Origin of the sequence: Streptomyces sp. NBC_01454 (genome assembly GCF_036227565.1) — a bacterium.
GTDB lineage: Bacteria > Actinomycetota > Actinomycetes > Streptomycetales > Streptomycetaceae > Streptomyces.
In genome coordinates this window covers 2536545-2551549 of sequence record NZ_CP109460.1, presented here as the reverse complement: position 1 = coordinate 2551549, position 15005 = coordinate 2536545, and the positions used below count along the sequence as shown (strand labels likewise).

The following is a 15005-nucleotide window of genomic DNA, read 5'->3' as shown; positions in this document are numbered from 1 at the left end:
GAATCCTATCGGTTTGTTTAGGAGCGGAATATATAGGTCGGCGGAAACACCGACTCCTAGGCGCTGACCAGGGCGTATGTCTGCTGGGCGATCTCCAGTTCCTCATCGGTGGGCACCACGGCGACCGCGACCCGGGCGTACTCGGGCGAGATCAGCCGGGGCTCGTCGGACCGCTGGGCGTTGAGGTCCGCGTCCACCGCCATCCCCATCTCCTCCAGACCGGCGATCGCGGCCTCGCGCACCGGGGCGGCGTTCTCGCCGACGCCCGCGGTGAAGGCCACCGCGTCGACCCGGCCGAGGACCGCACTGTAGGCGCCGAGGTACTTCTTCAGCCGGTGGATGTAGATGTCGAAGGCGAGCCGGGCGCGCGCCCCGTCCTCGCCGCCGGCGTCGATCCGGCGCCGGATCTCCCGCATGTCGTTGTCACCGCAGAGCCCGATCAGTCCGCTCTTCTTGTTGAGCAGCTCGTCGACCTCGTCCTCCGACATCCCGGCCACCCGCTTGAGGTGGAAGGTCACCGCCGGGTCGATGTCACCGGAGCGGGTGCCCATGACCAGGCCCTCCAGCGGGGTCAGGCCCATCGAGGTGTCCACGCAGCGGCCGCCGGCCACCGCCGAGGCGGAAGCGCCGTTGCCCAGGTGCAGCACGATGACATTGACCTCGGAGGGGTCCTTGCACAGCAGCGCCGCGGTCTTGCGGGAGACATAGGCGTGCGAGGTGCCGTGGAAGCCGTAGCGGCGGATGCGGTGCGCGTCGGCCGTCTCCACGTCGATGGCGTAACGGGCCGCGTACTCCGGCATCGTGGTGTGGAAGGCGGTGTCGAAGACCGCGACCTGCGGCAGATCGGGGCGCAGCGCCCGGGCGGTCCGGATGCCGGTGAGGTTGGCCGGGTTGTGCAGCGGCGCGACCGGCACCAGCCGCTCGATCTCCTCGACCACGGCGTCGTCGATCACGGTCGGCTCGGTGAACTTCAGCCCGCCGTGCACCACCCGGTGCCCGATCGCGGCCAGCTGGGGGGAGTCGAGCCCGAGCCCGTCGGCGGCCAGCTCCGCGGCGATGGTCTTCAGCGCGGCCTCGTGGTCGGCCATGGCGCCCTCGGTCTCACGCTTTTCGCCGCCGGTGGCCAGCGGGGTGTGCGCCAGGCGCGAGGTCCCCTCACCGATCCGCTCGACCAGGCCGACGGCGAGCCGGGCGCCGTCGCGCATGTCGAGCAGCTGGTACTTCACCGAGGAGGAGCCGGAGTTGAGGACGAGGACGCGGGTGGCGGTGGCAGTCATGGAGCGCTTTCCGGTGGGGAGGGACAGGTCGGGCGAGGGGAGCGCGGTCAGGCGGCGGGGCCGGCGCCGGGCCGCTCGCCCTGCGCCTGGATGGCGGTGATGGCCACGGTGTTGACGATGTCCTGCACCAGGGCGCCGCGCGAGAGGTCGTTGACCGGCTTGCGCAGACCCTGCAGGACCGGGCCGACGGCGACCGCACCGGCCGAGCGCTGCACGGCCTTGTAGGTGTTGTTGCCGGTGTTGAGGTCCGGGAAGATCAGCACGGTGGCCTTGCCGGCCACATCGGACTCGGGCAGCTTGGTCTGCGCGACCGCCGCGTCCACCGCCGCGTCGTACTGGATCGGGCCCTCGACCAGCAGATCGGGGCGCAGCGCGCGGACGATCTCGGTGGCCTTGCGGACCTTGTCGACGTCGGCGCCGGAGCCGGAGGTGCCGGTGGAGTACGAGAGCATCGCGATCCGCGGCTCGACGCCGAACTGCGCGGCGGTGGTGGCCGACTGGATGGCGATGTCCGCCAGTTGCTCGGCGTCCGGGTCCGGGTTGACCGCGCAGTCGCCGTAGACCAGCACCCGGTCGGCCAGGCACATGAAGAACACCGAGGACACGATCTGGGCGCCCGGCCGGGTCTTGATGATCTCGAAGGCCGGGCGGATGGTGGCGGCGGTGGAGTGCACCGCGCCGGAGACCATGCCGTCGGCCAGGCCCTCCTGGACCATCAGCGTGCCGAAGTAGGAGACGTCCGCGACCACGTCGAAGGCCAGCTCGACGCTGACGCCCTTGTGGGCGCGCAGCGCCGCGTAGCGCTCGGCGAACCGTTCGCGCAGCGGGGAGGTCTGCGGATCGATGATCTGGGCGTCGGCCAGGTCGATGGCCAGGTCGGCGGCGCGCTTGCGGATCGCCTCCTCGTCGCCCAGCAGCGTCAGCGCGCAGACGTCGCGGCGCAGCAGCACATCGGCGGCCCGCAGTACCCGCTCCTCGCTCCCCTCGGGGAGGACGACCCGGCGGCGGCCGGAGCGGGAGCGCTCGATCAGCTCGTGCTCGAACATCATCGGCGTCACCCGGACGGAGCGGGCGACGGAGATACGGTTCGTCAGCTCCACGGTGTCCACATGCCGCTCGAACAGGCCGAGCGCGGTCTCCGCCTTGCGCGGCGAGGCGGCGTTCAGCTTGCCCTCGATCGCGAACAGCTCGCCGGCCGTGGGGAAGGATCCGCCGGGTACCGAGACGACCGGGGTGCCGGGGGCGAGCCGGCCCGCCAGCGCCATGATGTCCGGCCCGGGCCGCTCGTCGAGGGTGAGCAGCACGCCGGCGATCGGCGGGGCACCGGCGCTGTGCGCGGCGAGCGAGCCGATCACCAGGTCCGCCCGGTCCCCGGGGGTGACCACCAGGCAGCCGGGGGTGAGCGCCTTGAGGAAGGTCGGCAGCATGGCGCCGCCGAAGACGAAGTCCCGGGCGTCCCTGGCCAGGCCCGAGTCGTCGCCGAGCAGGACCTCGGCGCCGAGGGTGTGCACGATCTGGCTGACGGTCGGCGCGGAGAGCGAGCCGTCCTCGGGGAGCGCGTAGCAGGGCACCGGCAGGTGGGCGGCGAGCCGCCCGACGACGGCCTCGCGCTGCCCGGGCGCCACCCGGTTGACGATCACGGCCACGACATCGCAGCCCAGCGACTGGTAGGCGCGGTAGGCGTTGCGGGCCTCGGCGCGCACCGACTCGGGCTCCTGGCCCTGCCCGCCGACGACGGGCAGCACGGCGGCACCGAATTCGTTGGCCAGCCGCGCATTGAGGTTCAGCTCGTCGGGGAGGCTGGTGGCCGCGTAGTCCGAGCCGAGGACCAGGACGTACTCGTACTCCCTGGCGACGGCGTGGAAACGGTCGACGAGCCGGGAGACCAGCTCGTCGGTGCCGCGCTCGGCCTGGAGGGCGGCCGCCTCCTCGTAACCGATGCCGTGGACGGTGTCGGCGGGCTGGGTGAGCCGGTAGCGTGCCCGCAGCAGGTCGAAGAGCCGGTCGGGTCCGTCGTCGTGGATCAGCGGACGGAAGACGCCCACCCGGTCGACATGGCGGGTCAGGAGCTCCATGACTCCCAGCTCGATGACCTGGCGTCCGTCGCCGCGGTCGGTCCCGGTCACGTACACGCTGCGCGTCACGCGTGCTCTCCGATCCATTTCCGTTGGTCGCAAGGTCAAAATTAGCCGTTATGGTGGGCTTGCCCCTCTTGACAATACCTGCGCGTGTGGCTAGGTCGCTCTCCCAGTTTCCCTGGTGCGGTCCCTGCGGGGAACAGTAGGGGGAGGTCCGCCGGTCGGGGAGGGCCGGGCGGCCCGTGAAACAATCGGACCGGCTCACACGAACCGACAGCGAGCACAGGAGACACAGCACGATGCGTATCGGAGTCCTCACCGCAGGCGGCGACTGCCCCGGCCTGAACGCTGTGATCCGGTCGGTGGTCCATCGCGCCCTCACCGGCCACGGCGACGAGGTCATCGGCTTCGAGGACGGCTTCTCGGGCCTGCTCGACGGCCGTTTCCGCAAGCTCGACCTCGAAGGGGTCAGCGGCATCCTCGCCCGCGGCGGCACCATCCTCGGCTCCTCCCGGCTGGAGCGCGCCCGGCTCCAGCAGGCCTGTGAGGACGCCAAGGACCACTCCGCGGACTACGGCATCGACGTCCTCATCCCGATCGGTGGCGAGGGCACCCTGACCGCCGCCCGAATGCTGTCGGACGCCGGACTGCCGGTCGTGGGCGTGCCCAAGACCATCGACAACGACATCTCCGCCACCGACCGTACCTTCGGCTTCGACACCGCCGTCGGCGTCGCGACCGAGGCCATCGACCGCCTCAAGACCACCGCGGAGTCGCACCAGCGGGTCATGGTCGTCGAGGTGATGGGCCGGCACGCGGGCTGGATCGCGCTGGAGTCCGGCATGGCCGGCGGCGCCCACGGCATCTGCCTTCCCGAGCGCGGCTTCGAGGTCAGCGACCTGGTCACGATGGTCGAGGAGCGCTTCGCCCGGGGCAAGAAGTTCGCCGTGATCTGTGTCGCCGAGGGGGCGCACCCGGCCCCCGGCAGCATGGAGTACAAGAAGGGCGCCATCGACCAGTACGGCCACGAGCGGTTCTTGGGCATCGGCAACGCGCTCGCCCACGAGCTGGAGGAGCGCCTCGGCAAGGAGGCCCGGCCGGTCATCCTCGGTCACGTCCAGCGCGGCGGCACCCCCACCGCCTACGACCGGGTGCTCGCCACCCGCTTCGGCTGGCACGCCGTCGAGGCGGCGCACCGCGGCGACTTCGGCCGGATGACCGCGCTGCGCGGCACCGACATCACGATGGTGCCGCTGGCCGAGGCGGTCACCGAGCTCAAGAGGGTGCCCGAGTGGCGGATGGACGAGGCCGAGTCGGTCTTCTGAGTCGCCCGGCCCGCCGCATCCGGCGCTCCACGGCGCGTACGTCAACGGCGGCGCGCCCGCCCCCGGTCGGGGGCGGGCGCGCCGCCGTTCTCGGTATGCCTGCTCACTCCGCGCCGATGGCCTCCAGCATGTTCAGCCGGGCCGCCCGGCGGGCCGGCCACAGCGCCGCCAGCACCCCCACGACCAGCGCGATCAGCAGGAACAGCCCGAGCCGGCCCCAGGGCAGCACCATCTCGTACGTCGGGAAGGACGAGCCGACCAGGCTGCCGCCGGCCCAGGCCAGGAAGATCCCCAGCCCGATGCCGAGCACCGCGCCGAACAGCGAGATGACCACCGACTCCAGCCGCACCATCTGCTTGATGCCGGTGCGCGCCAGGCCGATCGCCCGCAGCATCCCGATCTCCCGGGTCCGCTCGAACACCGACATCGCCAGGGTGTTGACCACGCCGACCACCGCGATGATCACGGCCATGCCCAGCAGCCCGTAGACCATGTTCACGATGGTGTCGATCTGCCCGGCGTTCTCCTTGCGCAGATCCTCATGGTTCTGGATCTTCAGCAGCGGGCTGTCGCCGAGCGTCCGCCGGATCTCCTTGGCGAGCGCCGGGGAGCCGCCGCCGGCCGCCTTCACCAGCAGCTTCTCGTTCTTGACCTGGGTCATGTGCGGGTCGACCAGGGACACATCGGCGAAGGCGTCGCCGAGGGTGTCGTTCTCCGCGAAGACGGCGGCGACCTTCACCCTGGTCTGCTTCTTGCCGCCCTTCTTGTCGCCCTTGTTGTCGTCGAACCCCAGAGTCGCGGTGTCCCCGGCCTTCCAGCCGCGGCGGGCGGCCTCCTCCTTCGAGACGGCGATCCCGCCGGCCCGTACGGCGTCCAGCGAGCCCTGGGTGAAGGTGATGCGGGTGAGCTTGCCGATCTGCGTGAGGTCGGTGCCGGTCAGCGAGCCGAAGCCGTCCCCGACGCTGTAACCGGTGCTGCGCAGCCCGGCGGCCGCCTCGACGCCCGGGACGTCGGCGACCTTCTTCGACAGCACGGGATCCAGGCCGACATAGGTCGAGGTCTCGACCCGGTAGTCGGCCGTCATCTCGGTGGCCGCCATCTTGTCCATGCCGATCTGTGCCGAGTACCCGACGACCGTCATCCCGGTGATCAGGGTCAGGCCGATCATCAGCGCCGACGCGGTCGCCGCCGTACGGCGCGGATTGCGCAGCGCGTTCTCCTTGGCCAGCTTGCCGCCGATGCCGAACAGCCGGGTGGTGACCAGACCGGCCAGCGACACCAGCGGACGGGACAGCAGCGGCGCCAGAATGATCACGCCGATCAGGGTCACCGCCGAGCCGAGCATCGCGAGCGACAGATCGTCACTGGAGTTGAGCGTGGAGACGTAGAGCATCACCGCGACACCGAGTGCGGTGATCACCGAGCCGATGACGTTGCGGACGACCAGGCTGCGCAGCTGCGGCGGCGCCTCGACGCTGCTGAGCGCCTCGACCGGCGCGATCTTCGCCGCCTTGCGGGACGGCAGCCAGGCGGCCAGTACGGTCACCACGACGCCCACCCCGAGCGCGGAGAGCACCGCGGCCGGGCTGATGACGAGCGGCCCGTCCGGGAAACCCGCGCCGTTGGCGTCCAGCACCGCCCGCAGCCCCACCGCGATCCCGGTGCCCATCGCGAAGCCGACGCCCGAGGAGATCAGCCCCAGCAGCGCCGCCTCGGCGAGCACCGAGCGGACCACCTGCCGGCGCGAGGCACCGACCGCGCGCAGCAGCGCGATCTCGCGGCTGCGCTGGGAGATCAGCATGGTGAAGGTGTTGGCGATGATGAAGATGCCGACGAACAGGGCGATGCCGGCAAAGGTCAGCAGGGTCTTGCTCAGGGCGCTGTTCGACTGGGCGATCATCCGGGACTGTTCGGCGGCGAGGTCGCTCCCGCTGGTCGCCTTGGCCCGCTTCGCCGGCAGCACCTCGCGCACCTTCGCGGTCAGCGCCCGCTGGTCGGTGCCGGGCGCGGCCGTCACGACCAGCTCGTCGAACTGTCCGGCGTGCAGGAACAGTTTCTGCGCGGTGGCGGTGTCGAACAGCGCCAGGCTGCCGCCCGCGGTCACCTGCGGATCGTCGCTCGCCACGATGCCGACCAGCTTCTTCTTCACCACCGGCCCGTCGGTGGCGAACCGCACGGTGTCGCCGAGCGCATAGCCGGCCGCCTTCGCGGTCGACTCGGCCAGCGCGATCTCGTCGCCGGCGGCCGGGCCGCGGCCCCGCACCAGCGGGTAGCGGCTGTCCTTGCCGTCCTTGCCCGGCTGGTAGTTGCCGGCGAGGTTCTGCCAGCCGTTGCCGATCGGCTGGTCGTCGCGCCCGGCGAGGGTCGCCTGGCCGGTGACGTTCGCCCGCACGGACCGTACGCCGGGCAGCGCGCGGATCCGGTCGGCGAGCTTGTCGTCGAGTGCGGTGGCGCGCTTGCCGTCCTTCCCCGGGCCGGCGGAGACCTCGGGGTCCTCCTCGGCGGCCTGGACGGAGACGGCCACGTCCTTGAGGTTCTTGGCGGAGGCGTTCTTGACGGCTTCGCCGACGGTGTCGCTGAAGATGAGGGTGCCGGCGACGAAGGCGACGCCGAGCAGTACCGCGAGCGCGGTCATCATCAATCGGGCTTTGTGCGCAAGGACATTGCGCAGGGCTGTACGCAGCATGGTGGGTCCTGGTCCGGTTGCTCGGTGTGAAGGGCGGCGCCCGGGGGCGCGGAAGGGGCGCCGGTGTCAGCTCGTACGGCCCTTGGAGTCGAACAGCCGCATCCGGTCCAGGACGGTGTCCGCGGTCGGCTCGTGGAGCTCCTCGACGATCCGGCCGTCGGCGAGGAAGACCGCCCGGTCCGCGTAGCCGGCGGCGACCGGGTCGTGGGTGACCATCACCACCGTCTGGTTCATCGCGCGCACCGACTCCCGCAGGAAGCCCAGTACTTCGGCGCCGGAGCGGGAGTCGAGGTTGCCGGTCGGCTCGTCCGCGAAGATGATCTCCGGCTGGGCGGCCAGCGCCCGGGCGACCGCGACGCGCTGCTGCTGGCCGCCGGAGAGCTGGGAGGGCCGGTGGGAGAGCCGTCCCGAGAGGCCGACGGTGTCGATGACGGCGTCCAGCCAGGCCCGGTCGGGCTTACGGGCCGCGATGTCCATCGGCAGCGTGATGTTCTCCAGCGCGGTCAGCGTCGGCAGCAGGTTGAACGCCTGGAAGATGAAGCCGATCTTGTCCCGGCGCAGCCGCGTCAGCTGCCGGTCGTTGAGCGAGGACAGTTCGGTCTCGCCGATCCGGGCCGAACCGCCGGAGATCGAGTCCAGCCCGGCCATGCAGTGCATCAGCGTCGACTTGCCGGAGCCGGACGGGCCCATGATCGCCGTGAACTGGGCCTTGCCGAAGTCGACCGAGACGGAGTCCAGCGCGACCACCCGGGTGTCCCCCTGGCCGTAGACCTTGCTCAGGTCCGTGGCACGGGCGGCGACGGCAGCGGTGCGGAGGGAGGCGGGGGAACCGGGGAAGCCCGGCGAGGCAGCCGCGTGGGACACGGGAACTCCTGGAAAAAGGACGGATGTTTCGACGTCCTTATTTTCGAATGCGCAGATCATCCCGGTCTTCACCCGCAGGGACCGAAAGCCCGACCGGCCGGAAGTGCCACCACTGCCCCCGGCGTCATCCTCTGGACGGACAACCCTCCGACCTCTGGCCGACGGGAGAACCCCGAGGCGCCGGGCCGCGGTTCACGGGTGCGCCGCGTCCACCCGCGCCCAGAACTCCGCCAGGATGCCGTCGAGAAAGGCGCGCCCCGCCCGGCCGGACTCCTCGGCACGCTCCCCGCCGCCCCAGTGCAGCGTAGCGGCCATCGTTGCCTGGTAGTCGGCGTGCAGCTCCCGCAGCACCTCGCGCAGCAGCCGCCCGGGCAGCGGTACGACCGTGCCGACCGGCCGGACACCGGCCTGCCAGCGGGTGGTGACGGCGCCGGTCAGCAGCTCGGTCAGCCGCGCGTCCCGGCCGGTGAAGCGGATCAGCGCGGGCAGCGGCAGCGCCAGCGCCGCGGCGAGCGCCGCGGCCTGCCGCTCGGTGCCGCGCCACCGGCCGCCGTCCTCCAGACGCCCGTAGACGGCCGGGTCCATGCCGAGGTGGCGCGCGAGGTCCGAGGCGGCGAGGCCGCGCGCCAGCCGGTGGGCGCGCAGGGTGTCCGGTGTGCCGAGCAGTTCGGCGGGCGCGCACCACAGGGCACCGGCCAGCGCGGTCAGTTCGGCCTCCGAGGGGGTGCGTTCGCCCGCTTCCCAGGCCGACACCGTCGCGGGCGGCAGCCGGATCCCGTAGGCGGCGGCGATCCCGTACGCGACATGGGCGGGGGTCAGGCCGAGGGCCTCGCGGAGCCGTCGGGCGGCCGCGGCGTCGAAAGGGGGCCGGCGGGGCTCCCCGGCGGGCGTCTGCACCGGCACACGGTAAGTGGCGGGGCGCCGGGGCACCTATGGTGCGGAGGACCAAGGCGGGAAGTCGTAGGAAGCTACCAGTCGGCGGGTTTCCCGGTCCGGTGCGGAGCCGGCCGGCCGTGCGGTCCTCAGCCCTTCACGGCGCCGCCGAGCGCGAAGCCGCCGCCGAGCCGCCGGGAAATCAGCAGGTAGAGCGCGAGGACCGGCGTGGAGTACAGGACGGAGAAGGCCGCGAGTTCACCGAAGGCGACGGCGCCGTAATTGCCGAAGAAGGTGAAGATGCTGACCGAGGCCGGGAGTTTCTCCGGGGAGAGCAGCAGCATGAAGGGGACGAAGAAATTGCCCCACATCATGAGGAAGGTGTAGATCGCCACGACACCGGCCCCGGGGCCCATCAGCGGCAGGATCACCCGCAGCAGGGTCTGCGGCCAGGAGGCGCCGTCCGTCCACGCCGCCTCCTCCAGCACCCGGGGCACCCCGTCCATGAAGTTCTTCATCAGCCAGATGGCGAACGGCAGTTGGGCGGCGGCCAGGAACAGCGCGGTGCCGTACCGGGTGTCGATCAGATCGACCCGGACGAACAGCCCGTAGACCGGGACCATGACCGCGGTGATCGGCAGGCAGGTCGAGAACAGGATCGTCAGCAGGTACGGGCGGGCCAGCCGCGCGCGGAAGCGGGAGAGCGGATAGGCGGCGAGCGCCGCACAGACCACCGTGAGCAGCGTGGCCCCACCGCAGATCAGCAGGCTGTTGAGCATCGGGAGGAAGGTGATCTCGGCGTTCCAGACCGCCGAGAAGTTGTCCAGCGTCGGGGAGGCGGGCAGCCGCACCCGCAGCGTCGCCCGCGCGTCCAGCGAGGCGAGCACCAGCCAGACCAGCGGAGTCGCGAACGCCACCGCGACGGCCAGCAGTCCGGCATCGGCGGCCAGCCGGTGGCGCGTCCGCCGGCTCGAAGTCCACCGGCGGGCGGGGGGACGGCGGGGGAGCGGCACGGCTCACACCTCCTCGCGCAGCAGGCGCAGATAGCCGGCCGCGAACAGCGCGCCCACCACCAGCAACAGCAGCGCCACCGCCGTGCCGTAGCCGATCAGGGACTTCGTGAACGCCTGGTCGTACATGAACACCGGCAGGGTCTGGCTGCGGCCCCCGGGACCGCCCCGCGTCATCACCCAGATCAGCCCGAAGACGGAGAGCGTCTGCAGGGTGTTGAGCATCAGAGTGGTGCCGACCGAGCGGCGGATCATCGGCAGTGTGAGGTGCCACAGCCGGCGCAGCCCGCCCGCCCCGTCGACCGCGGCGGACTCGCTGATCTCCTCGGGGATCTGGGCCAGCGCCGCGGAGTACATCAGCATCGAGAAGGCCGTACCGCGCCAGACGTTGGCGCACGACACCGCGAGGACCGGCAGGGTGAACAGCCAGTTCTGGGCGGGCAGATGGAGCCAGGCCAGCAGGGCGTTGAGGGTGCCGCGCCGCGCGAAGAAGGTGTAGAGCAAAAAGCCCGCGACGATCTCCGGGAGCACCCAGGCGGTGATCACCAGCGCCCCGGTCAGGGTCCGTACGGGCCGTGAGGCGCGGCGCATCAGACCGGCCAGCGCCAGGCCCAGGGTGTTCTGCCCGAGGACCGCGGAGACCACGGTGAACACCAGCGTCAAGGCCACCGCGTTGCGGAACGCCGGGTCTCCGAACGCATGGCGGAAGTTGGCCAGGCCGACGAAGGACGCGGACTCCTGGCCGCTCAGCTGGGTGTCGGTGAAGGCGAGCCAGACGCAGTAGCCGATCGGCCCGGCGAGGAAGAGCAGCAGCAGGAGGGTGGCCGGGACCAGCGGGACCCAGCGCAGCGGAGGGGCGGCCCGCGCGGTGCGGCGCGGTGTCGGTGGTGCGGGCGGGGCGGCCCCGGCGGCGCGGGCGCTCACGGCTTGGCGACGGTCCGGCCGCCGACGAGCGAGGGCAGCGACGCGTCATAGTCCCCGGCCGCCCGGTCCGGCGAGGAGTCACCGGCGGTGACCGCCTCCATCGCCTCGCCGATCGCCGCGGCGACCTTGGGGTAGTCGGGCAGCGCGGGCCGGTACCGGCTGATCGGGACCAGACCGGTGAAGAAGCCGATGCCGGGCACGGACTTCAGGTAGCGCGGGTCGGCCGCGACGTCCTTGCGCACCGCGATCTGCGCGCCCCGTACGCACCATTCGAGGGCGTTCTGCCGGGACTGGAAGGTCTTGATCAGCTGCCAGGCCGCCGCCGGCTGCCGGGCCTGCCGCGGCACCGACCAGGTCCAGCCGCCGGCCAGGCTGACCCGGCCGGGCGGGGCGCCGTGCTGGGTGGGGAACGGTGCCTGGCCCAGCGTCGTCGACCAGGCGGGCCAGGGGTTGCCGCCGCCGGTCGGCTGCCACTGCTGGCCCAGCCACGAGCCGTCGAGGTCGATCGCGAGCTTCTCCTCGGGCAGCAGCTCGGCGGCCACATTGGTCTGGATGTTGGGGCTCAGCGCATCGGACACCTCGGGCCCGAGCTTCTCCTTGTAGACGGTGTCGAGGAAGGCCAGGCTGTCGCGGAAGCCCCGGGTGCCGGTGACCCACTTCCCGCTGCCCGGGTCGTAGAGCTGGTTCTCGCCGGTGCCGTACAGCAGCATCTCGAAGCCCTGCATCACGGCGGCCTCGCCCGCGCCCTTGCCGGTGAAGACGTTCAGCGGGATGACGCCGGGGACTTTGCGCCGGACCGTCCGGGCCGCGTCCAGCACCTCGTCCCAGGTCCGGGGCCGCCAGTTCGCGGGCAGTCCGGCCTTCTTGAAGATCTTCTTGTTGAACCACAGCCCGCGGGTGTCCGTGCCGTCCGGGACGCCGTACGTCCTGCCGTCCTGCCCCCGGGCCGCGGCCTTCGCGGCCGGCTCGAACTGCCGCCACTGTTTCCAGCCGCGCAGCTGCGCGTCCAGCGGGCGCAACAGCCCGGCCTTGATGTCGGAGTTGACCAGGAAGGTGTCCTCGTAGACCAGGTCCGGTGTGGTCCGCGGGGAGCGCATCATCTGCTGGATCTTGGTGTAGTAGTCGTTCTCCGAGGCCTGGATCGGGATCAGCCGGACCGTCTTCCCGGGGTGCTGCTTCTCGAACTGCCGTGCCACCAGGCGGACATAGTCGTCCCGGACGGTGACCTTGCTGTTGGTGTCCTTGATGAAGGCGACCTTGACGGTGTTGCGGTCGCCGTCCGGCCCGCCGCCGCAGGCGGTGAGCGTGCCGGCGGCCACGACGGCGGCGGCGAGAAGAATCAGCGGGGCGGTGGGGCGCACGGCACGACCTCCAACTGGCCACGAGGGGCTGCCAGCTGAAAGTAAGTCACCGGTCACAGCCGGTCAATGGCCCGACCAGCGATAGCGCAATTCGGGCCGGCCGACCTGGCCGTACTGGGGTGCGCGGGCGGCCCGGCCGCCGACCACGAGATGTTCCAGATAGCGGCGCGCGGTGATCCGGGAGATTCCCACGTCGGCGGCGGCCTCGGTGGCCGTCAGCCCGCCGCCGGCGGCTCGCAGCACATCGGTCACCGCCCGCAGGGTGGCCGCCGTCAGCCCCTTGGGTAGCGCGGCCGGCTGGGGCGAGCGCAGCGCCGCGAGCGCCCGGTCCACCTCGTCCTGCCCGCTGGCCTCGCCGGTGGTGGCGCGGAACCGGGCGTAGCGGGTGAGCCGGTCGCGCAGGGTGGCGAAGGTGAACGGCTTGAGGACGTACTGCACCACGCCGAGCGAGACGCCCTCGCGCACCATCGTCAGGTCGCGGGCGGAGGTGACCGCGATGATGTCGGCGGTGTGCCCGGCCGCGCGCAGCGTGCGCACCAGCGCCAGCCCGTGGCCGTCGGGCAGATAGAGGTCGAGCAGCAGCAGATCGACGCCGTGCGCCTCCAGATGGCGGCGGGCGCCGGCGCCGGAGTGCACGGTGCCGGAGACGGTGAAGCCGGGCACCCGCCCGACGTACAGGGCGTGCGCGTCGGCGGCGACCGGATCGTCCTCGATGACGAGGACCCGGATGTCGGCGGCGCTCACCGCGGGCCTCCTCTCGTGACCGGGCCGGCCGGGGCGGACGCCCCGCTCATGCCGTCGCCCCCGCCCGCAGTGGCAGCCGTACGGTGAATCGCGCACCGCCTGACGGGGCCCGGTCCAGCGTCACCGTACCGCCGTGGCGGCGTACCGCCTGCTGCACCAGGGCCAGGCCCAGGCCGCGGCCCCGGGCGGGCGCCGCCGCGCCCTGCTTGGTGCTCCAGCCCCGCTGGAAGATCTCGTCCGCGGCGTCCGCGGCCACCCCCGGCCCGTTGTCCGCCACCCGCAGCAGCAGTTCGCCGTCGGCCGCCCGCGCGGTGACCGCCACCCGCGGCGGGGAGGCGGCGCCGGGCTCCCGGGGCGGGGCCGCGGCGTCGATGGCGTTGTCCAGGAGGTTGCCCAGCACCGTGACCAGGTCACGGGCCGGCAGCCCGGGCGGCAGGAGCCCGTCGTCGATCCGGCTGTCGGGCGTCAGCGTCAGCTCGACGCCGCGCTCATTGGCCTGCGCCGCCTTGCCGAGCAGCAGCGCGGCGAGCACCGGCTCGGCGACCGCCCCGACCACCTGATCGGTCAGCACCTGCGCCAGCTCCAGCTCCGCGGTCGCGAACTCCACGGCCTCCTCGGAGCGTCCCAGTTCGATCAGCGACACCACGGTGTGCAGCCGGTTGGCGGCCTCGTGGGCCTGCGAGCGCAGCGCCTCGGTGAAACCGCGCACCGAGTCCAACTCGCCGGACAGCGCCTGGAGTTCGGTGTGGTCGCGGAGGGTGACCACGCTGCCGCGGCGCTCACCGCCGGAGACCGGCGCGGAGTTGATGACCAGCACCCGCTCGCCGGTCAGCTGGAGTTCGTCGACCCGCGGGCCGGGCGCCAGTAGCGCCTCGGTCAGTGCCGGGGGCAGCCCCAGCTCCGTGACCGGGCGGCCCACCGCGTCGCCGGACAGCCCCAGCAGCTCCCGCCCGCCGTCGTTGATCAGGGCGACCCTGCGCTGCCCGTCGAGCATCAGGAGCCCCTCGCGGACGGCGTGCAGCGCGGCCTGGTGGTAGTCGTGCATCCGGCTGAGCTCGCCGGCGTTCATCCCGTGGGTGTGCCGCCGCAGCCGGGCATTGATCACATACGTCCCCAGGCCGCCGAGTGCCAGCGCCGCGGCCGCCACCCCGACCAGGGCCAGGACCTGGTCCCGCAGCTGCTCGCTGATGGTCTTGATGGTGATCCCGGAGCTGACCAGCGCGGTGATCCGGCCGCCGCGCCGCGGATCACGGACCGGGGCGACGACCCGCACCGACGGGCCGAGCACGCCCATGTGCGTCTCGGCGAAGGTCTTGCCGCGCAGCGCCGGGCCGATGTGTCCCAGGTACGTGTGGCCGATCGCGGAGGGCTCCGGGTGCGTCCAGCGGATGCCGTCCGTGCCCATCACCACCACGAAGTCGACGCCCGCATCGTGCCGCAGCCGCTCGCTGTACGGCTGGAGCGCGGCCGTCGGGTCCTTGCTCCGGGCCGCCGCGACGACCGCCGGGGAGTCGGCGACGGCGGTGGCCGCCGCGGTCGCCTGCCGCCGCGCGGTCTCCTCCGCCTGCCGGCCGGCGCTGAGGTACGCGAAGACGGCGCAGCCCATGACGGCCACCGCCACCAGCACGACCTGCATCGCGAAGAGCTGCCCGGCGAGGCTGCGGGGACCCCGCAGTCGTCGGGGCGGCCGGGGTCGGGGGAGTCGCATGCGAACAGTGTGCACGGAGACCGCGAAACCGTCTGCACGGTCACTTTCGCGTGAACGAAATGTACGTAAGGGTGACGGGCGCCACAACGGCGTGCATAGTCGCCGGGACTTTGTTGTGTGACAGAGCCGCAGATCAGCGCACAGCCGAAGACCAG

Annotated in this window: 11 protein-coding genes; 1 reads left to right on the top strand and 10 read right to left on the bottom strand. The window is 72.1% G+C overall.

The window, feature by feature from the left end:
- Nucleotides 1-56: 56 nt before the first annotated feature.
- Nucleotides 57-1277 (bottom strand): acetate kinase, encoded by a 1221-nt coding sequence (locus OIU81_RS10960; protein ID WP_329146311.1) that lies wholly within the window; start codon nucleotides 1275-1277, stop codon nucleotides 57-59.
- A 47-nt stretch (nucleotides 1278-1324) separates the two neighbouring features.
- The gene (pta, locus tag OIU81_RS10955) at nucleotides 1325-3421 is read right to left on the bottom strand and encodes a phosphate acetyltransferase (RefSeq protein ID WP_329146309.1); all 2097 of its coding nucleotides are present in this window, start codon (nucleotides 3419-3421) and stop codon (nucleotides 1325-1327) included.
- Between the two features lie 233 nt (nucleotides 3422-3654).
- Here pta and OIU81_RS10950 point away from each other — a divergent pair, with 233 nt between their 5' ends.
- Nucleotides 3655-4680 carry an ATP-dependent 6-phosphofructokinase gene (locus OIU81_RS10950; RefSeq protein WP_329146307.1) on the top strand — a complete coding sequence of 342 codons (1026 nt, stop codon included), beginning with the start codon at nucleotides 3655-3657 and terminating at the stop codon, nucleotides 4678-4680.
- Between the two features lie 103 nt (nucleotides 4681-4783).
- Here OIU81_RS10950 and OIU81_RS10945 read toward each other — a convergent pair whose 3' ends face one another.
- The 8 genes from OIU81_RS10945 to OIU81_RS10910 all read right to left on the bottom strand — a co-directional run bounded on the left by OIU81_RS10945 (nucleotide 4784) and on the right by OIU81_RS10910 (nucleotide 14850).
- Entirely contained in the window at nucleotides 4784-7366 is a 2583-nt protein-coding gene (locus tag OIU81_RS10945) for an ABC transporter permease (protein ID WP_329146305.1), read from the bottom strand.
- Nucleotides 7367-7432: 66 nt separating this feature from the next.
- The gene (locus tag OIU81_RS10940) at nucleotides 7433-8230 is read right to left on the bottom strand and encodes an ABC transporter ATP-binding protein (protein ID WP_329146303.1); all 798 of its coding nucleotides are present in this window, start codon (nucleotides 8228-8230) and stop codon (nucleotides 7433-7435) included.
- Between the two features lie 192 nt (nucleotides 8231-8422).
- Entirely contained in the window at nucleotides 8423-9133 is a 711-nt protein-coding gene (locus OIU81_RS10935; RefSeq protein ID WP_329146302.1) for a helix-turn-helix domain-containing protein, read from the bottom strand.
- Nucleotides 9134-9252: 119 nt separating this feature from the next.
- A complete protein-coding gene (locus OIU81_RS10930) occupies nucleotides 9253-10116 on the bottom strand; it encodes a carbohydrate ABC transporter permease (RefSeq protein WP_329146300.1) in 864 nt (287 codons plus the stop codon).
- Nucleotides 10117-10119: 3 nt separating this feature from the next.
- The gene (locus OIU81_RS10925; protein WP_443073967.1) at nucleotides 10120-11037 is read right to left on the bottom strand and encodes a carbohydrate ABC transporter permease; all 918 of its coding nucleotides are present in this window, start codon (nucleotides 11035-11037) and stop codon (nucleotides 10120-10122) included.
- Nucleotides 11034-12398, bottom strand: a complete 1365-nt coding sequence (locus OIU81_RS10920; protein ID WP_329146298.1) for an extracellular solute-binding protein — start codon at nucleotides 12396-12398, stop codon at nucleotides 11034-11036. Before OIU81_RS10920 ends, OIU81_RS10925 begins: the two co-directional genes overlap by 4 nt.
- A 63-nt stretch (nucleotides 12399-12461) precedes the next feature.
- Nucleotides 12462-13142 carry a response regulator gene (locus OIU81_RS10915; protein ID WP_329146296.1) on the bottom strand — a complete coding sequence of 227 codons (681 nt, stop codon included), beginning with the start codon at nucleotides 13140-13142 and terminating at the stop codon, nucleotides 12462-12464.
- A gap of 46 nt (nucleotides 13143-13188) precedes the next feature.
- A complete protein-coding gene (locus OIU81_RS10910) occupies nucleotides 13189-14850 on the bottom strand; it encodes a sensor histidine kinase (RefSeq protein ID WP_329146294.1) in 1662 nt (553 codons plus the stop codon).
- Nucleotides 14851-15005 lie beyond the last annotated feature (155 nt).